A 21,461-nucleotide genomic window follows, 5' to 3' on the forward strand; every position below is an offset into this window, starting at 1 on the left:
TCACGGGGCGGGATTCGGGGGAATGTCGAAGAGCGCCATCGCGGCCCGCATGGTCTCCTCGGAGATGTGCCCGGCGTCGCGCAGGCCCGCCAGGTACGCGGCGTCGGGGCGACTTCGCAGCGCACGGGCCCGGTCCCCGGCGAACGCGTCGAATACGCCCCACAGACTGCGCCGGAACAGGCGAGTGGCGTCCACCCAGGCGTACGCGGACGTGAATTCGCCTGCCTGCGGTGGTTTTTCACCCTCCGGGCCCATCCGGTAGGTGTAGCCCCACGCCTCGGCGAAGTCGTTCCAGGGACCGGCCTGGAACAGGAAGCGGTCGTAGGCACGCAGCGCCGACAGCTCGGGGACGGCCCGCGACTCATCCTGCCGGAAGCGGTGATACCCGAACAGGTCGTTCGTGACCGCGACGGTGAGCCCGTTCTCCCGCTGGAACACGGCCATGTACTCGCCGAGCGACCGCGTGCCCGCCGGACTCGGGAACACCCACTCCAGCGGAGCGATTCCGGTGCGAGGCGGCGCGGGAGGTTCCGGGGCGTTCGAGCAGTCCGCGATCTCTGCCGCCGTCACCCCGCCCTGCCCGTACTCCCGCAGATACAGTTCCACGAACTCCGGTCCGGGATGCGCCCGTCCCGATTCGCGGTTGACCATCTTGGCTTTCGACATGCCCGCGCGGCGAGCGGCCTCCGTGAGCGGCACGCCCGCGTCCGCGCGCAGGAACCTGAGATATTCGCCCGTGTGCCCGTACCCTTCGGGGAAGCGCGGCTTGCCGGGCGTCAGGGCACGCAGGTACGCCTCCACCTCGGACCGCTCCGGCCACCGCCGACCGGCCTCGAGGTCCGCAACGACCTCGGGGGCGACACCCATCTTCTCGGCGACGTACCGCACCGGCAGGCCCACCCGCGCCCGCATCGTCCCGAGGCAGGCACCGACCTCCGCGCTGTCGTCGACGGGACCGGTCCCGGCCGCCAGCGCCCGCAGGTGCGCCTGCCACGCCGTGGTCGCGGGAGGCAGCCGCTCGGACGATTCCCGGTGGGCGACAGTCACTTCCAGCACGCCGAGCCGATGGGCGAACCCGGCCGCGTTGTATCCGGCCTGCTCCCGGAAGAACCGCAGCCCCGCCCCGATCACCGGCCCGGACACCGTCGCGAGGGCGGGAAAGAAGTGCTGCGCCAGCGCCGCGTACAGCTGCCGCACCGAAGGCTCGCGCCGCATCAACGCGCGCAACTCGCCGATCGCGTTCGAGGCCCCCGCGGGCGACCCGAGGATCGCGTCTATCTCTTCGTGCCGGTGCGGCAGCGCCACCCGCAGCGCACGCAACCAGTCCTCGACACGTTCGAATCCGTGCGGGTGCGGAACCGCTTGCCGCCCAGGGCCTTCCGCCGAATCATGCGGCCGGGCACCAACCCCTTCGGAGTCCGCGGCCGACCACGGCGTCGCCTTCGGCACAGTCCCCGGATCCGGGCGCGGCGCGGAGTCGGCTGTATCGGACGCTCCGGCCCGATCGCCCGAGCGCGACCACGGCGTCGACGCACCCTCCTCGTGCGCCGGGCCGTGCTGTTCGGATCCCTCCGACGGCCGGCTGCCTACCGAATCGTGGCGCCGGTCGGTGACGATCAGCCGTTCGACGGCCAGAGCGGACGCCGAGTAGTAACCCTCTCGCGGTGTGCCGTGCAGATCGAGCGTCTCGAACTGCCGGCCGTGCTCGGTGGTCAACGGAACGACGAGTCGATCCGTGTACGTCCCGTCCTCGGCCATCCGCCGCACGATCTCGTCCTGCGCCTGCTGGATCAGCCGTCGGGTACGGTCGTACCGGCCGTGAAGCATGCGGGTCTCGGGGTCCGCCGCGATGCGTTCCGGTAGCTCGATGACGTGCCGCTCGATCCAAGCCTCGTCGTACCCGGCGCTGCGAAAGGCGTCGCGGATCGGCTCGGCGACCGGTCGCACGCTTCGTTCCCCCGTGTCGGGGTCGATGCTCAGACGCTGTTCCCGAGGAACCTGCCGGTCGCTGTAGCAGGGAATGATGTAGGCGTCGTCGAGAGGGTAGGCGTATCTGGGATCCTCGTTCAGTGGACGGAATGTGGCGTCGCTGGCCAGATGGGCCCCGTCCGGGGCGGTCGTCTTGGCCTCGTTGCGGACCGGCGTGACCTTCGCGATCGCGCCCAGCGGCAGCACGACGATCGCGCCGAGCGCGGCGGGCAGCGCGGTGCTGTTTCCGGGTTCGAGTGTGCGGCTGAGTCCGGCGTAGCCGACGTACATGCCGAAATCTTCCGTCCCCTGCCAGTTCCCCGGCTTGATGAAATGCACTCCGACCGAATGGGCGGCCGTCGTATTGAGTACGTCGTCGTGTGCGCCGGACCGGATCGCGCCCGCCGCGGCGATCGCGCGAATGTTCGGGGTGAAGTGCAGATACAACGTGTCGGCCGGATCCACGAAGACGTCGAAATCGGCTCGGTGCTCCGCGGACTTGTCCGCTACCTCAGCAACCGGATCGACGGTCGTCTCGGGGAGACCGACCATGGCGCGCACCCGGGCAATGGTGTCCGCCAAGGCCCTGACCTTGCGTGCGTCGCGCTCCCGGAATACGAATCCGCGCACCGAGGATTCGGCGAATACGCGCACCGCGGACCGTTCGGCCGTCCGCAACGCGTCCTCGACGATCGCGCTGATGTGCCGGGGTGCGGCAATGTCCGCGACCGCGTCGACTACCTCGTCTCTGGTGCGCAGACCTCGGACGACCTCCGACAACATCGGTGCCAGCAGGTAGTCCGGAATATCGTTCCAGCCGATGCCGATACGCCGGCGCGCCGCCGATGATTCGGACCGCAACGACTCGATGTCGTCGAGCAGGCGCTGGATCGTTCGCCGTGCGCCGTGGTGGTCGAACACCTTCGCGACGCGGTCTAGTTGCGTCCCGACCTCGCGCCGCAAACGCCATACCGCGTCGTCGCCTCGGGATGTCTCCGTACGTTGGGACTCCAACTCCGCGAGCCGAGACCGGGCGGCGGTGCGCAGCGCCTGGACATAACGATCTTTCGCCCCGGGAAGCAACGCGGCGAGTCCGCGGTGCTGTACCGGAACCATCTCCGTGAGCGCGCGAATATCGCTCTCCTCGAGACGTGGCCGCGCGCTGACGTCACGCAGGAACGCGATCGTCCGGTCACGCCGCCCCGCCGGAGTCTCGATGTAGGCGGCCAACTTCGCGTCCAAGAACGTAGTCAGTTCGTCGCGGACACCGGCCGGAGACACCATGTCCACGGTTCCCGACGAATTGACCAACGACGCGAGCGCGTGCTCCAATTCGCCTGTCCGAGCGATGATCCGGTCGACTGCCAGATCGCGTTCGGCCAGTGCGTCCGACAGCGCGGCAGCATGCTCCTCGGTGAGCGACAGCTCAGGCAACTCCTCCGATGTCGCCTTCGGCCCGAACCCGGGCTCCGGCCGACTCCCGATGTGGCCCTCCCCGGTCTCGCTCCCCCGCGACCCGCTCCACGGCGTCGGCCGCTCGCTCTGCTGCTCCTCGACGCCGTGGCCGAGGTCTTGCAGCGCTCGTTCGGCAGCGCTCATCTCCCCCCGGGTCGGCCGGTGGGGACCGTCCGCATCCTCCGACGGGCGGCCGCCGATCAGCCCTTCCGTGCCGTTCCCGGCCCGGGACGCGCCCAGTTCTTCCGCCCACACGTGGGTGTTGCCCCAGTTGTCTTGCTGGACAACCGGTTTCAACCTGAGTACCGCGTAGCCCGCGGAGCGGAGACCGGCGCGCAGGGTGAGGTTGCGCAGGAGCAGGTCGGTGAGGGCGTCGTCGTGGAAGCCTTCTTCCGCGATCACCGCGACGGTGCGGCCGGGGAGCAGGACGGCGTTGGGCGCCAGCCGGATCGCGCCGGGGTGGCGGCGCAGCAGGTCGGCGGCGACCGTGGCGACGGCGGCGTGGTCGCGGGCGTCCTGTTCGGCCCACCAGCGCGCGGTCTCCTCGGCGAGTTGCTCGATGATGCCGATCCGCGCCTCCGTCGCGGCCGCGGCGCTCGCCCAGGCCTCGGCGGTCAGGCCCGCGCTCGCCGCCACCCGGCGTTTGGAGCGCAGCTCCTGGGCGGCGTGCTCGCGCAGGCGGGCGATCTCGGCGGTCCAGCCGGTTCGACTCAGCAGTTCCGGGTGCCGAACTCCGGCCTGGTGACCCAGGATGTGGCAGCGCACTTCGCGCAGTCGGCTGGGGCGGACGTAGGTCAGCTCGACTCTGTCGTAGTTGCCGGGCTCGCCCTCGAGGACATCGATGACGACCTCGGTGAACCCGCGCCGGTGCGCCATCTTGCCGGTGAAGGTGGCGGTGCGCGCCGCGTCCTCGGGCGACAGTCCGTCGCGCACGGCGGCATTGAACGAGTCGAGATTGTCCGTGAGCCCGAAGCGTTCCCGCGCCCAATAGTCGGCGATCCCGTGCACGATGTCGCCGAGTTCGCGCCACACGTCCTCGAACATCGCGCCGCCGGACGGCGTGCCCGGCCCGGTCATGAAGACACTGAGCAACTTCCCGGACAGATCGACCTCGCCCCGGGCGCCGACAGGGTGATACCTGTCGTCCATGTCGCCCGGTGCGGCCGCATACAGATTCCGGTACCGCGCGACCGGCGTCGACGTGATCCGGCCGGTCAGGTCCAGCATGGTCCGCTCGTACCAGTACCCGAGGCCCCGGCTGTCGAAGTCGGCGGCGAGCGCGCCGAGATGGTGCCACAGCGGCAGCAGATCGGTCGCGAGGGCGTCCTCGGTCCGGTCGGCAAGCGCGGGCCGCCCTCCCGAGACATCGAAATGCCTTGTGAGAGGGCCCAATACCGAGGTCAACCAGCCGACGTCGGGGGCGCCGCCCCGCTGCCGTGTCCCGGCGCGCTGATCATCGCTGGGATGCCAGCCCGCCGCGATGCGCTCGGGCCACGGCCGAGCGCCGATGCTGCCGAGGTCGTCGGAGGACGGTCTGCTGCCGATGTGGTCGGTCGGGGAGGTGCCGTCGTCATCGCGTCCGGCCGATTCCGCTTGCGCACCCGCCGGGTTCTCGTCGGGCCGGTCGGCTCGGGCACGCAGGCTCGGCACGAGCTTGTCCAGGAAGCGGCGCTCGAGATCCAACAGGGCGTACGCGCGCAGCAAGGCCGCCGGAAACTCGTCGAGACCGTAGACGAGCGGGCGCAACGCGGTGAGGACCGTATCGATCGCCGACGGCAGCGTGTGGAGGGTCGCCGGTTCGAGCCCGGCGAAGACGTGCTGCCACACGCCTCCGGTCACGGCGTCGAGGACGGCGGCCGACCCGCTCCCGTCCCGCCGCTCGTTCCAGGCGCGCCCGAGAGCGACCAACGCGCTGTCGAGCTCGTCGTAGCGGTGCAGCAGCGCGCGGCAGGTGCTCGCGTCCACAGCATCGAGCGAGGTGGCGACGTACTCCGGATAGTAGGCGGCCCTGTTGGCTTCCCGGTACGACTCTGCGCCGGTGGCCGTGCGCCACAACTCGATAGCCGCAGCCAAGCGATCCAGGACGTGCTCGCCCGGCGGTGCGATCCCGGTCGGCCCGTCGAGTTCGTCTGTCGCGGTGAGCAATCGGTGCGCGTTCCGCCACTGGCGGCCGAGGGCACGCTGCTGTCCGGTGACGAGCGGATCCGACTCCAGTTGCGCGAGCGTGGTTTCCATCTCCGCGACGGTCAGAACCGCATCCGGGGCGCCGGTCAGCCGAGGATCGCCCGCCGCCCGCCGCTCCCGGCTGAACGTGCGCAGCGCACCGTCCCGAAGCTGCTCCAGCTGCCGCCGTCCGCCGGTCCCCGGCGCCGCGAACCCGGGGTCGACACCCAGCGCCCCGGCGGCCAGCAGCAGCTCCGCGCGCCACGACAGTTCTCGATGCTCCGCGGGACGGCTGCCGATCATGCCTTCGGGTCCGTCGGGCGCGGCGGGGTAGTCGAAATGGTCGCGGAGGACGGTTCGGAGTCGGCGGAGTGCGGTGTGGTGGGTCTCGATGTGGTCGGTCAGGGTGTCTTCGGTCAGGCCGTGCTCACCGAGACGGAGATCGGCGAGGAATTGCCGCGCGCGCAGCCACCGCATGCGGTCCGGGTGGCCGTGGGCCGGGTCTTCGGCGAGGCCGTACGAGAGCGGGAACTGCCCGGAGGCATCCGGTTCGCCGAGTGCCCGGTAGCGGCGTTCCGGCTCCGGCCGCGTCCGGTCGTCGTGGACCGGGTCCGGGATGGCGGCCAACGCGTGGATCTCGGGATCCGAACAATCCAGCGACAGTAGCGGATCGGCGGGCGTGCGGTGGTCGTGGAAGGATTCCAGCGCTGCCAAGGCGGTGTGCGCGTCGTGCAGCACCAGGATCCTGTGGGCCAGCTCCCGGTGTTCTCGGCTCGCCCGGATCAGTTCGGTGACATGCGCGTTGTGCCGCGCGAGATCCGCGGGACCGGTTGCGCCGGAGAGTGATTCGGCCGGTGTGCGCGCTTTCGCGGCTTCGTGCAGCTGCTGCGCCTCGACGTATCGGGTCACCGCCGCGGCGATGCCGCGCGCCAGGTCGCTCACGTGGTCGCGGCGCTGCCGGAGCGCGTCGCGCCGGGCGGCGGAGATGTCTTCCGCGAGTTCTCGATCGAGTCGTTCGGCGGTCTCGCGGTATCGGAGTTCCCACTGCCACAGGTCGGGCAGCAGCTCCGCCATGCGCGCGTCGGGGTCACCGGACACCACGGAGTCGTCGTGCGCCGCCGCGACCGCGGCCTGCCCGGCCGGCTCGTCCGCGTCGGCGCGAATCATCTCGGCGATGATCGGGCCGGTCTGTCCGCTCCCCTCGACCCAGAGTGTGGCCGGGCGCTTCCGCGCCCCTTGCAGTGCGTCCAGCCCGCGGACGAGTCGGCGCGCCAGCACTTCGGGCGACTCCGTGTCGTCGGTGCCGGAGCGGCGGAATCGCAGGTGCGCGAGCATGGCGACCTGGCGATCGCCGTATCTGTGCCGCGCCCAGGCGAATCGGGCGGCGGCGGCCACCGCCTGGGCGGCGAGCGTCGCCGGGTCGTCGGTCACGTCGAAGACGAAGGTCAGCACCTTCTGTGCCGGTCTCCCGGACGGCATCAGGTCGGCGAGGTCCGCGGGCAGCGGCAGTTGCGCGCCGAGATCACCGAAGGACAGTGTCACCTCGGCGCGGTCCGGGTCGGACAGATCGGCGGAGTAGGTGTGCGGCAACACGATGTCGTGTTCGCCCGCCCACGTCCTGGACATCGTCACCGCATCCGCGACCACAGCCGCGACCGAGTCCGGCCCTTCCGATCGCATGACGCGCGAGATCTTCGCGTCGTTGATTCCGGACCGCACGTTCGCGGGCATGCCGTCGACCTCGCCGAGGAGCTCGGGAAGCCGCGTCCAGTCGCCCGAATCCCCGGCCGGATAGACGAATTCGGTGGCGACGAGGTTGTTGGCCTGCCCTCGTTCGCGCGCCTGCGCACTCGATTCACCCGGCGGCGCGGTGCGGAACAAGGCGGCCGCCGCACCGGCCGAGAACCATTCGCCCCCCGGTTCGGACGACAGAATCCGCACCGGCGCACCGGCATTCGGCTCCGCGAGAGAGCCTGCGCCGGGGCGCGGATCGGCCAGCACCACGCCGTGCAGCCCGTCCGCGCGCGACAGACCGGTGGCGGTCGCGGCGAGGCAGCCGCCGCCCGCCGCCACCACCGTGACGTCGGCCGGTGCCGGGTTCACCAGGCTTCGATAGTGGTTGTCCGCCAGGATTTGTCGGCGCAGCAACTGTCCGCGAGCCCGCTGTGCTTCCGCGTCGTCGCCCTCCGGCCCGCGCCGCCAGGCCACGACGGAGACCTTCAGGCCCGGAGTGAACTGCCGGATGTGCCTAGCGAGTTCGGCGGCGGCGACGAAATACTCGGCGAGGGGGTCGGCGTCGCGGTCGAGAGCGAGGTACACGACCTTGTCCGCCCACTCCGGATCCTCACCCAGAACGAATTCGTATTCGCCCGTGTCGAATTCGGCGTGCCGAAGCGTGCGTGCGGGAGCCGGCACGTCGGACCCCGGGGGAGCCGGTAGCACCGCGATCATACGGGCGTCCGGGTCCGTCGCCGCATGCGCCGCCCACTCGTTCGCCTGTCTGCGAGCCGCCGTCGGAATGCCGGGGAGCGTCCCCAGCTCGTCGGGGTACTCCCACACCATCGTGGCCTGCGACCACGTATATCCGTGCCGCGCGGCGAAATCGGCCACCTGTGAGTTCGGCGGAAGCACATCGTCGGGCAGGCCGCCCCACCACGCGTGCGCGTATTCGATCTGCCGCCGGGTGCCTTCCCGCTCCCCGTTCGAGGGCCGCGCGCCGATCAGGCCGTCGGGATAATCCTGCCCGCGTACGCCGGCCGATTCGCCGCCGCGCAGCGGGCGCTCGGGACCGTCGGCGTCCAGGACGATTCCGAATCCCTTGTCCCACCTGCCCGACCACGCCGCCGGGTCGAACGGGGGCCACTCGCGGGTGAGCATCGCCGCGGCCGCCGCGCCCGCCTCGACGCGAGCGGCGTTGACGTCGTTCGGGTCGATCTGCACGAGGCGGCCGTCGCCGGCATCGCGGACCATCACGAGATCGATGCCGTTGCCGTCGGCGGGGCGCGGGTTCCGCACGGCCAGTACCGCGAGCGCGCCCGGCCGGCCGGCCAGATACGGCGCGACCTGGTCGGGACTGTCGAACACCACCGACCGGTCGGCACCGGCGCGGGCGGCGAACTCGGCGGCGGGCATTCCGGCGGAGAACTCTTCGATCGAGGCCCCGTCGACGAGCCGCACCGGATGGCCCGGCAGCACGAGGCCCACCAGTCGCAACATCTCGGACGCGACGTCCCGGCGGGCGCCCTCCAGCAGCCGGACGAGCCCGCTCCGATCCATCCCGGCCCGGGCCGCCGCGCGCCGATAGAAGTCTCGGGTGGCGCTCATATCGGCGAGCCCGGCCGGAATTCCCGGGGCGGCGGGCGGTGCGGTCACACCCGGCGTTCCGTGCCCGACGATCAGCACCGCGGCCCGGTCGTGGTCGGCACCGGTCCGGGGGTGGCCGGCGAAGGCGTCGGCGACCCGGTCCACTTCGGTGCCGAGCCGCGCGAAGTCGTCGAGCACGTGCACGTCGATGTCGTCATCGCGGGTGACCAACTCCGGGTCGCCGAAGGTCAGCACCGCGTACCCGGTCTCCGCGTCGAAGGCCCACAGGTACACGTCCGGCCGGCCCGGCAGCGCGGCGGCGCGCTGCTCGGCACGCGCCACCGCGGCGGCGAGGGTCTCGAGATTCGCCGATCGCCGATCGCCGGGCGACCGCTCCAACTCGGCGGCGAGCCGGGCGCGGCCGGCTCGGTTGCGCCACCGCGACGGCACTCCCGCCAGCCGCGAGGTCACGTCGTACCGGTCCTGTACCAGCTCCGCGCGTTCCGGCCAGGCCAGCCGGCGGAAGTGCTCGGCCATGACGCCGAAGCCGGTGCTTCCGGTGAGCAGCGGATGCAGCTGGGTACGAGCCTGTTCGAGCAGGCGGCGGCGGCGAGCCGCGGCGGGATCGTCGGACCCGCGCCGCACCGCGTCGACACGAGTGGCGCCCAGCTCCACGATCCTCACCGGGCCGTCCGGATCACCGTGCTCGACAACAGGTTTCACTCGCCGGACGGTGTATCCCGTGGACCGGAGCGCCGCGCGCACCTCGAGGTGGTGGAGCAACATGTCGGTCAGCGCGTCGTCGTGGCGGCTCTCGTCGGCGACGACCACGACGACGTTTCCCGGCAGCAGGACGGTATGCGCCGTGAGCCGCCGCGCGCCGGGATTGCGCCGCAGCACCTCCGCGACGACCGCGGCGACCCCGGGGTGGTCGTGTGCGTCCTGGTCCGCCCACCACCGCGCGACCCAGTCCGTCAGCCGCGCGACCTGCGCGTTCAGTGTCTCGCGGTCCCCGTGTTCGCCGGCCGGATGCGCGGCGCGCAGGCGGGCGAGTTCCGCGGACCAACCCGCCCGGTCGAGCAGTTCCGGGAATCGCACTCCGGCCACGCGGGCGAGGGCGCGGCACCGGGCCTCCCACAGCCGGGCCGGCCGGACGAATGTCACCTGAGCCAGCACGTAGTCTCCGCTGTCGCCGATCAGGTGGCCGACGAGGACCTCGGTGAATCCTCTGCGGGCCGCCATCTTTCCGGTGAACGTGGCGCGGGCGGCGTCCTCGGGTGTGAGCCCGCTCCGGAGGCCGGCGTTGAAGGTGTCGAGGTTGTCCGCGAGTCCCGGGCCGGCACTCGCCCAGGTGCCTTCGATGCCGTGCACGACATCGCCGACCTCGTCCCACAGGTCGCCGAACATGACCCCGCCGCGCGGTGTGCCCTCGGCGGTCTTCATCACGATGCGCAGCGTGCCGGCCGCGTTGACCTCGCCGGTCACACCGACGCGTGCGCCCTGCCGATCGATGCCGTCGGCGGCGGCGTAGGAATTGCGGTGGTGCAGGACCGGCGCGTGCTCCGCCAGCCAGCCGGTCAGCTGCTCCTTGATCCGCTCGTACCAGTCGCCGAAACCCTGCCCTCGGAGTTCGTCGGCGAGTTCGTCGAGACGCTGCGAGAGCGGCAGCAGGTCGCTGCTCAGTTTGCCGGTGTAGCCACGAAGTTCGGGAGAGCCGGTGAGGGTGAAGAACCGTGCGAGGGTGCCAAGACGTGCCGCCAGCCAGTGGAATTCCGGATGCCCGGGGCGGCTGCCGACATCGTCCGTAGGCCTGCTGCCGACGAGGTCGGCGGGGTCGGAGTAGTCGACCTCGGCGCCGATGCGGGTATTCGCGTTGATTTCCGGTGGTCGGAGATTGGTGACGTACTCGTGGATCACCCATTGGGGGGTGCCGACGTAGGTGCCGTTGATCTCCGCGTCGGAGAACCCTACGGCGAGAGCTTCCATCGCCGCCCGTCGACTCATGTCGGGCGAGGCGTAGGCGAAGAGCGGCAGTCGGCGCAGCCATTGCTCATAACTTTCGTTGAGGCCGAGCTGTCTCAGCTTCGCGTGAGCCTCGCGCAACACGGTGGGCAGATTCTTGCTGAGTTCGCCCCCACTGGCGTAGTCGACTGCGTGTATGAATTCATGGAGGACATTATCCGCGTACGGCTTCCCCGAATTCGGATGCTCACCGCGTGATTCGCTGATCAGGCTGGCGCCCGAAGCGATGCTTCGGTCGATGGCGTACTCGAGGTTGAACAACAACACCGCGCCTGCGAGAAGGTCCGGTCCCTCTTCTCTTTTCCTGTCGTCTCGAGGCATCGTCGCGGCCCGTGTCCCCAAGAGGATATCGGTGCCCAGTGCGCGGATGTTGGTCATGAGACGTTGGAAGCCCGGGGTGTACCGGTACTTGTCGAGCAGCCGGCCCAGCATTTCGAGAACTTCCTCGACGGCATCTATCGCGGCGTAGCGACTGTCGAATCCGATTATCTCCATGTAGGGGTGGTTCAGTGTGAACGCCTCCACCAATCGCCGCTTGGCCTGCGTTCGATCGTCCAGCCCGGCCATCAGCGACGGATGCTCGGCGTGCGCAGCTACGTTGCGTAGCTCGTACATCGCCGTCTCCTGGATATGGAGCATCCTCGACACGAGCGAATAGGGAAATGGCAGAGACCACAGGATATCTCCGAGCGCGTTCACGTGCTGGCCGATCTCGGCGATGGTCTGCCGAGGGACGTGGTGGTCCAGCCACACTGCGCGACGGCCCTCGCGGCGTACGAAGACCTCGGCGAAGCGACTCTTCTTTCCGATGATGGCGTGGTAGATCCCGAGCCTGTCGGCGGCCTGCGGGTCGCCCTGGCCCCACCAGACACGCGCACGGTCCCGATAGAGGATGTGATACTCCGGCATCTGCATCCGGACTTCGCCGACCGGCGCCTTGACGGCTCGGGCGAGCAACGCGGTCGCCCACTCATCTACCGCTTGCTCGACGTAATTGTACGTTTCGCGGATGACCTGTTGTCCATCAGCGAACGTCAGCAGATCCTTCCTTACTCCGAGGCTCCCCCGCAGCCGCTCGATCCGTTCGATCGGCGGAATCTCGGGGTCATGTGGTCTGCTGCCGATGAAATCCGACGGGCCCTGCGGGTCGCCCGGATCTATCGTCTGCTCGTAAGTGCCGGGCGTTCCCAGGAGGAACGCGGCACCATCGCCCACCCGCACCCGCAGGCGGCCGTCCCGCCCTTCGATGCCCAGGCCGCCGCCCCGCCCCACGCCCTTGCGAGTCGAGGCGGCTTGCAACGCCTCGGTGAGCGCCGGAAGTGTCTGCTGGGCAGGGAAACCCGGGATCGAGTCGGCCACTTGCGCGGGCAGGGTCGCGGACAGTCGCTTGAAGCGCTTGCGGTCTCCCCACAGCCGCGCGGACCACGTGGGGGCCGAGCCGTCGCCCGGGTCGGTCCATTCGAAATCACCGAACATCTCGCCGCCCCAGTTGTCCACCAGCGGCTTGTACGACACAGGGGCATAACGTCCTTGGACGGATCCGCGGACGGTGTATCCGGAGCCGGTCAAAGTCGTCGACGAACTGATCCGCACGCCGTCCTTACCGGAGACTTGCAGCGCGTAATCGACCAGCAGCGCGGCGACATTCGTCAATTCCGGCGGGAGTTCGGCCGGTGCGCCGTCGGGGTCGGTCCACGCGCCCGCGACGGCTGCGCGCACCTCGGCGGCGGACATGCCGGGTGAGAACACCCCCGCCGCACCGTTTTCCGAGTTTTCCGAGGTGTCGCCGGGTTCGTCGGAGGGGCGAGCGCCGATGGTGCCGCTCGGCTCGTCGGGTTCGATCGCCAGTCCGCCCGCGCGGCCGACGGTGTCCATCACCTTGTCCAGCCATGCGTCGAGATCGGCGTCGAACTTGTCGAGCTCCGCGGTCTGGTCGTCGATCTGGTCGATGGCGTCGACCGTGGCGATGATGTCGAGACACTGTTCGGCACGCCGGTGCGCCGCGAGGTCCTGTGGTCGACCGCTGGGCAGCAGCCGGGTCGCCTCGGTGACCGCCGTCTCGAGAGAGGACACCGACACCGTGTCCCCCGGAGCTTCGATCAGCTGGTGCAGCGCCTCCGGGGTCTCCGCACCCAGTACCGTACTCAGCCAGCGCAGTTCCTCTTTCACCGTGCGGCGCAATGCTTTCCGCAGCTCCGGCAGGGAACGCCACCGGCTCAGGTCCAGTTCGCCGGAGGTGGCGAGTTCCCGCAGGCGGGCGTAGGTCGTGGCGCGCTGTTCCTCGGCCGTCATCCGGCCGTGAATCAGCTGTTTGAGCGTGGATGCGTGCCCGACGAGCCGCCGATGCCAGTTGTTCCACGGATTGTCGTCTTCGAACGCCTCCGCCAGCAGCCGTAGGCTGAGGTAGCGCTCGCCCTGCTGCACCAGCTGCGCCGGTTTACCGTCGCGCCGCCACTCGTCCACGTGCCGGCGCACGTCCGCGGGACTCCGCTCCGCCCACCCGTCGTCGGGCAGCGCCGCCGCGCTGACGCGGCACGCCTCGAGGACCACCGCCAGCTCCGGCTCGAGTTCGCCCCGGGCCATCCGCCGGTCCAGCGGATAGTGCCGCAGATGCTCGTTCATCCGGCGGATGAGGTTCATCCGGCCCAGTGTCTTCCGGTGCGCGGCTTCGTCGAAGGCCGCCGTCACGGTGTCGATCCGGCCGAGTCGCGCACTCGCACGGGCGATTTCGTCCTCACCGCGCGGATCGTCCCGCAGCGCGACGACGGCCTGCTGCCGCCGGTGCGCGACATCGTCCCGCACGGCCGCCAGACGGTCGCCCAACGGCGCGAAATCGGAGAACTGGGACAGCTGCCACGTCGCCCCGTCCGTCGCGGCGGGCACTCCCGTCAGCGTCCGATTAGCGAGGTCGAGCGCCGCGTCGAGGTCGGCGTTCAACAGGTGGGTGCTGTCGTAGCGTTCGACCGCCGCCTTCGCCCGGTCGGCGAGCAGTCGCAACTCGTCGATATCGGACGCCAACTCGTGCTCGGGGTCCTCGGCGGCCGCCGCGAGCGAGCGCAGCCGGGCGTGCAGCAGCGTCATCCCGTGCCACGAATCCGAAGTCGACACCCGATAGCGCCGAGCCTCCGTGAGGAGACGCCGGTTCCACGGCTCGAACGACGTCCTCTCGTCCTCGGCCACAGCCCTGCCCAGAGTGAAGAGTTCGCGCGCGTGCCGTTCGAGGCGTTGCCGCTCCGCGGCGAGCCGGTCGGCCGTCGCGAGTGTCGCGCCGAGGATCCGGGCGAGTTCCCCGTGCGCCCGGAAGTCGGTGGCCGCCCGCAGCAATCCGTGCGCCCGGCCGATCAAGCCGGACAGGTCCGCCGCGCGCCGGTCGAGTTCCGTCTCCACCGCCTCGACCGTGCGAGCCCAGGTGTCGAGGCGCTGGATGTCGTCGACCAGCCTCGCGATCGGCGCCATGCGGTCGAACTCGCGTCCGGCCGCGAGGATTTCCGGTGTCGCGCAGTCTTGTTCGCGCCAGTCGTCCAGCACGTGGCGGAGCCACCGGTCGTCCACCGCCGCGCCGCGCTCGATCTCGAGCATTCGCGCCAGATCGCGCCGCGTCTCCCGGTACCTCGTGAACCATGCTTCCCAGTCGGGTGAGCCGGTGCGCAGCAGTTCCTCGGGAGCGATGTTCTCGGGCGCGAGCAGGTCCGACAGTTCCCGCAGCAGGTCCGCGCGGCGCTCGGTGGCGTAGTGGGCGACCGCCAGCCGGGCGGCCGGATCCGTCTCGTCGGGCGCGGTGCCCGGATCGGTCGCCGCGCTCGGCGGGCTCCACGGCGTGCGTTGTCCGTCGTCGTCGTGGGTTCTGCTGCCGATATTGCCGCCCGGTTCGAGGCCGGATTCGTCGGTGTCGCTGTCGGGTCCGAGCTTGGCGTAGCGCAGTTGCTCAGGGTCCTGGGGGCCCGCGAACGCCCGCGTCCCGGCGCGGCGGTGCGGCACTCGTTCCCGCGTATGGCCGTGCCCCGCGGTGATGTGCGCGGCATGGACCAGAGCCTCGTTGGGCAGCCCGGTCATCGGGTCGTAGAGCAGATAGCCCTGGTGCACGGCCTCGACGCCGGCGAAATGCGGGGAGTCGGGGAACTCGGCGGCGAGCCGGACTCCGCTGAAGGCCTCGGTCGCGGGATCCATGCCGTGACCGAGGCGGCGATGGACGCGGCTGTAGACACCGGGCTCGTCCGCTCCGAACTTGGTGACGATATCGCGCCACGACGCGAAGACATAGACGTTGTCCGCGCCGATGCCGAACTCCTCGGCATGGCGGATCGGGCCCGTTCCGGGCGACCCCGCGAGGATGATCGAGGAGACCAGACCGGCGAGCCTGCCGTCGCGGCCCGCGTACGACAAGGTGACCGAACCGTAGCTGTGCCCGTAGAGCCGGTTGACGAACCGATCGGGATCGGCCGTTCCGGCACGGGCACGAGTGGCGTGCAGCGCCGCGATATCGGACAGCAGGTGGTCGCCGCCCACGCGGGCGCGGCGCCGGAAGGCGGCCTTCACGAAACCGGTGTTCACGGGTCCGGCCGGCGCGTCGTAACCGATCCAGATGATCGATGCCAGCTCCAGCGACGGTTCGACGTTCAAGGTCTCCCGGTACAGGTTTTCCAGCGGCTTGAACTGGTAGGCCAGCGAGGAGGACGTCGTATTCGTGCCGGGCACATGCCAATTCACCGTGTGCGCGGTGTCCACGTTGCCGAGCGCGGCGACGGCCTTGCCCTTGGTGTGGAAGGCCGCCGCGTCGAACGACAGCAGGTGCACCGGCGGACCGCCCGGCATCTCGGCGGCCTTCCGATCCATCACCCGCAGATGGTTCCGGATATCGATCAGGTTGCCGAACACTCTGCGCTCGGAGGCGGTGAGCCCGGTCCGGACCCAGTCGACCCATCCCGCGCCGGCCGGCTTGCGGGCGAGGAACTCCTCGAGCTGCCGACGGATCGACAGCCGGTTGGCATGGTCGCGGATGACGGCGGGCAGCCCGTCGGCATTGCCGATCTCGTGCGGGTACACCTGGATCAGCGCCCGCTGCGCGGCGCTGAGCCCGCCGGGCGCGGCGGGGTCGCGCAGCGAGTCCCACCACTCGCCGTTCTCGGTCGCACGACGTTGCGCCGAGGCGGCGTGGCGGCGATTGTGCCAGCGCTGCAAGCCCTCCGCGTGGTGGAAGCCGCCCGCGCGCAGCGCCTCGTCGGCGACGCGTCGCTGTTCCTCGTCGAAACCGTGGTCCACCGGCAGCGAGCGCCAGCTGGCGGACTCGTTCTCCGCCGCGTGCTCAGGGTCCAGCCGCTCCCCCAGTTCCGCGACCGCCGTCAGACACTCGTTCGTCGTATATGTCTGCGCGATAGCGTGATTCGTCTGCCGCACCGCGGTGAGCAGGTCGATCGCCGGGCCTTCGGCGGAGGCACGGGCCGCGAGCGAGGCGGCGAGCCGGCGCACGAGATCGACCGCGCGGGAGCCGCGGACGGAACCCTCCGGTTCGAAGGTGGCCGCAGAGGTCCTCGGTCCGAACTGGTTGAGGACGATCCGCCGTTCGACCGGGTTCAGTTCGTCCAGCGCCGCTCGCAGGTCGGCCGGACTCGCCTGTGCCAGTGCCGCGGCCAGTTCCGCCTGGGTCCGGTGGTGTTCGTCCGCGAGCGCCTGCACGGAACGCTGCGCGGCGAGCAGCGTCATGGTGCGAATCATGCCGCCGCGCGCCTTCTCGCGGGCGGAGCGCACCGGGGTCACGAGCCGTTCCAGCTGCTCCGCGCTCGCCTCCGCGATCAGCCGGCGCGGATCCGGCTGGTCCGCGCCGACCAGGGCGGCGTACATGGCACCGCGCAAACGGCCCGACTCGGAGTTCGCGGAGCGATCGGCGAGACGACTCTCCGCCACCAGCCGCTCCCGCCGCCGCACGAGCGTGCGCCGCACCGCGGCCAGGCTCGCCCGCACCTCGCGCTCGGATATGCCGGTAGCCGCCGCGATGTCGCTGTGCGTCAAGCCGTTTCGCGCCTGATCGAAGACCGTCACCTGCCGAGAGGTGAGGCCTTCCAGGATGGACGAGTCGTCCGACGGCCTGCTGCCGATGTGCCCGGACGGCTCGGTGTCGTCGAAGTTGGCGAGGAGCGGTTCGAGCATGTCGACGAGTTGGGCGCGCATGGCTTCGGCATTGCGGAGTTCGACGCGCCAACCCGGCACCTTATTCAGCGCCGTCTGCGGCGTACCGGGTCGCGCCGCGGCGTCGAGTTCGCGGCGAATGCCCTCGACCGTGGCTTCGACCGTCGCGAGGTCCTCCGTGAGCCGACGCCGCTCGCGCGCAACGGCTTCCGGGTCGCCGCTGCGGGCGACGGCCCGGCTGTCGAGGACACGCCACGGTACGCCCGCGCGTTCGAGAGCGGCGCGCAGCTCCGGATCGGGCTGTTCGGGAAGATTGATGTGATCGATGTCGGCGAGGGTGACACCGCCGTGGACCTGGCACTCGACGTACTGGTGTTGCCGGAAGAGCGCGCCGGAGTAGTCGCGATCCGTTCCGCGCAGCGGCTGATCCTCAACCAGGCTGTCCTCGGAGAGCGGGACGATGCCGAAAGATTCGGGCTGCGGGTCCAGCAATGCCGACGGTATGGTCCGGACCGGTCTGCCCTCGAAGAGACCACTGGAGTAGACCGCCGAGTCGCCGACACAGACCGTGGACCGCCGGCGGACATCGTCTTTCAGCACCAACTCGATCCGGCCGTATTGGGCGAGCCGCTCCGTGCGCAGCTTGATGCCGGGCGGCCGGGCGGAGGTGGCTTCGTCCGCCAACCCGGCCGGGCGCTCACCCTCGGTCAGCACGTAGCCGTAGACGGGCCGCAGCCGCGGATCCATGTCCTCGGGGTTGCCGAACAGCTGGTCTTCCAGCTTCGCGACCTGGGGCCCCTTGCCGCCGCCGGCCCTCTGCTCGAACTGCGTCTTGAACCGGCCGTCGGCGAGCAACCCGAACAGCGACTCGTGCCGGATCCGGACCGCCAGCGCCTTGCCCTCGACCAGGTCGGAGAGTTCGCGAGCCATTCGCGCGCGCAGATTGCCGATGTCGATGCCGAGGTCGTCCGCCAACTGCTGCGTGTTCCGATGGAGTGTGGCGGACTGTATGAGCAGCCTGTAGACGGCAGCGTCGCGAGCCTGCGGGTACCGGGCGAAGAACTCGTCTTCGCGCCGTTTCGTCTCGGCGCGGTATGAACGATCCAGCATCGTCGATCGCGTGAAGTCGGCCAGCTCGATGTAGTCGTCGACCATCGCCCGGTCCAGGACGCGGAGAGCAGGTGCCGAAGGCAGAGTTTCGGCTCGCGCGGTGGCGGTAGTCGTGGAGACGGGGGCCGGCGGGACGACCGGTTCGGCCGCATCCGGTTCGAACAGCCCGAGCACGCGCGACAGATGCCTGGTCAGGGCAGGATACAGGGCGTCTCGTCCGGCCAACGCGACCAGCTCGTCACGGCTCACCCACCGAGCCTCCCGCACATCCTTGCCGATCGACTTCGGGTCGAACAGCTCCGGTGCGTCGGCGACGAGTACGTGGTTCTGCCACCCGCGCGGCCCGGCGATCACGTGGGTTCCCTTGTGCGTCAATCCCGCCAGGTATTCGGCATTCGCGCCGAGTGCCGTACTCAGCGTGCGGGCCGCGCCCTGGGCCGCGGTCTCCCGCGAAGCCAGCGATCCGCCGGGCAATTGCCAATACTCTTGGGAATAACCGTCTTTCGCCCGGTAGATGAGGAACAACTCTTCACCGAACTCGTTCACGTGCCGGACCAGCACCCCCGCGGCCCCGTAGTGCCCCCAGTATCCCGGCTCGACCTCACGATCACCGGACATCCCTGGGTCGTCGAGAATTCGGAACGGATGCGCCGAATCCTCCTGCGGGCGGCTGCCGATGCGGCCGGGCGGAGTGTCGTTGCCCGTCGGGATGTCGGAGTCGGGATCGGGATAGAAGCGGCCCATGAAAGCGTCGGTGACTCTGTCCGAGGCCTGCAATGCTCGCAGCGCACGCCGCGCTTGTTCCCGCGTGACCTGATACGCCCTCATCCGCGGATTCTCGGCACGCTCCCGCGGTGCCCAACTGCTCACGCTGAGGCCGACGTGCGCGGCCATTTCCCGTTGCGGCATCTTTCGACGCAGGCGGGCGGCGACGATCCACGAGTTGGGGTGGCGGAACTGCGGATCCGTAGGCTCCGGCAGGTCGTCGACCTCCTCGGGCGTCAACTCGCGGAGCGCCGGCACGGCAGTACGGGCGGGGTGCGGCCGCGCCGTCGAATTCCGGGGCGGGTTCCCGGGCTCCGGTACGGAATCCGTCATGCTGCCGACGATGAAGTCGTGGGCCTTGCTGGAATCGGCGGCCGGTGCCGGAGTCTCCGGGTAGAAACGCCGCATGAAAGCCGCGGCTACCCGCTCGGTCGCTTCCAGCGCCTCGAGGGCGCGTTGTGCCTGCTCCCGGGTGACCTGGAAAGCCTTGGTGCGCGCGATGGTGGCGCGTTCGCGCGGCGCCCACTGGGTCACGCTCAGGCCGACGTGCGCGGCCAATTCCTTCTGTGTCATCTTCCGACGCAGGCGCGCGGCCACGATCCAGGAGTTGGGAAGGGAGAACATCGGATCTGCGGGATCGGGCAGATCGTCGATCTCCGCGGTGGTCGCCTCGCGCAATACCGCCTCGGCAATGTCCTCGGGCACCGCCAGGGCCTCGAGGATTCGCACCATCATCTCGCGGGTCGGCCTGATGCCGCGCTCGAACGACCCGAGGTAGCTGGCCGACCCAGGAATACCCATGCGGACAGCCAAATCCTTCTGCGAGATACCCAGGGCTTCGCGCGCGGCTCTGAGCCATTGGCCGAAAGGCTTGACCTCGGCGGGGTTCGGCCACGCTGTCGCATGCCGAGGCGAGTCACCCGGCTCCGGTGCGGAATCCGTCGGTCGGCCGCCGATCAAGTCGCGGGGATACTCCGAGCCGTACGTGGCGGGGTCTGCGGGCGCGGCTTCGCCGGTGAGTATGCCGGTGAGCCAGTCGGCGAAGTCGGATTGGCTCCGCGCCATCGCTTGGAAATCGACGTCATGGGGTAGGCCCCGCGGGTGGCCCGACACGAAGGTGAGCACCGACCCTGCGAAGGTCCGGATGGTCGCGTCACTGCCTCTCGACATGAGCGGCGCCTGATACAGCAGGTACACCGCGTCGGCGAAACGCCGCAGCGCGTCGACCGAGATATTCGCCGACCTCTGCTCGGCGAATTCGGCTAGGACGACAAGTGCGGCATCGAAGATCACCCGTTGATCGGCAGGCCATGCGGTCTCGATCACGAATCGGCCGTCGGCGAGCGCGCTCAGACTGTTGCCGTCGACCCGGGTACCGTCGGGCAGCCGCACCGTGTTCCGCAGCGTCGCCTCTCCCGGCGCCTCCGCGTCCAGCCGCGCCCGGATCACGCGGCCGATGGCCTCGGCGGTGGCGAGCGCCGGTGTGCCGACGGGGCGGCCCACCTGGTCCAAGTTCGGTGAGTCGACGCCGATCCGGGTCCGGAAGTGGGTGGGATGGTTCTCCTCGTACTCGCCGATCGCACCCGGGTCACGCTCGATCGCCCACACCTGCCGCAGGTAACGCTGGTGCGAAACCCAGAAGTACACCTGTGCGAGCACTCTGCGCCGGGCGCTCGGTGTCGCCGCCGCCTCCCACCGGCTGACCAGCTTGCCCAGACCGCGGTTCGCCACGGACGCCTGCCACAGCGCGAACAACCGCAACCGGGCGAGGACGTCCGGATCGTCGGTGCGCGTCCGCATACCCGGCAGCGGGAAATGGTCGGCGCGTAGCGGCCCGCGCCCGGCTCGCACCGCTTCGCTCACCGAATGTACGTCGTCAGCGAAATTTCCCTCGCCCAGCGAGGTTTCGTCGTTCCGCGGCCGGCTGCCGATGTTGTCGCTGTCGGGCACCATCTCGGCAGCGGCTTCGGGGTAGAAGCGGCGCAGAAACGCGTCGGCGACTCTTTGCGTGGCGCCCAGGGCTTCCAGCGCGCGCTGTGCCTGCTCCAGGGTGATCTGGAACGCTTTGGTTCGTGGGTTCGTGGCGCGTTCCCGCGGCGCCCACTGGGTCACGCTCAGGCCGACGTGCGCGGCCAATACCTTCTGCGGCATCTTGCGGCGCAGGCGTGCTGCCACGATCCAGGCATTCGGAATCCGGAACGTCGGATCGGCGGGATCGGGCAGCTCGTCGATCTCCGCGATCAGCTCCTCGCGAAGGACTCCCTCGGCGATGTCGTCGGGTACTCCCAGTGCCCGGAAAATGCGCAGCATCATGTCGCGGGTCGGTCGGATGCCGCGCTCGAACGAGCCGAGATAGCTGCCCGAACCCGGCACGTCCATGCGTGCGGCCAATTCCTTCTGCGAGATACCCAGGGCCTCGCGGGCGGCGCGCAGCCATGGGCCGAAAGGCTTGACCTCGGCGGGGTTCGGCCACGCTATCGGCTTCGGAGTCTGGTCGGGCGTGGAATCCGTTGGGCGGCCGCCGATGTGGGTGCCGTCCTGGTCCGGATGCG

The 21,461-nt window shown here is 70.1% G+C and carries 1 protein-coding gene (running past one end of the window); it reads right to left on the reverse strand.

Annotation, left to right across the window (positions count from 1 at the left end; genetic code table 11):
• Positions 1–21,461, reverse strand: the 3' portion of a protein-coding gene (locus IU476_RS05915; protein ID WP_195097249.1) for a helix-turn-helix domain-containing protein. The gene runs 8,980 nt beyond the window's last position; the window shows 21,461 of its 30,441 coding nt (coding positions 8,981–30,441); its start codon lies off the right edge, out of view — the gene reads right to left on this strand; it ends in the stop codon at positions 1–3.

The organism is Nocardia blacklockiae (assembly GCF_015477355.1).
Lineage (GTDB): Bacteria > Actinomycetota > Actinomycetes > Mycobacteriales > Mycobacteriaceae > Nocardia > Nocardia blacklockiae.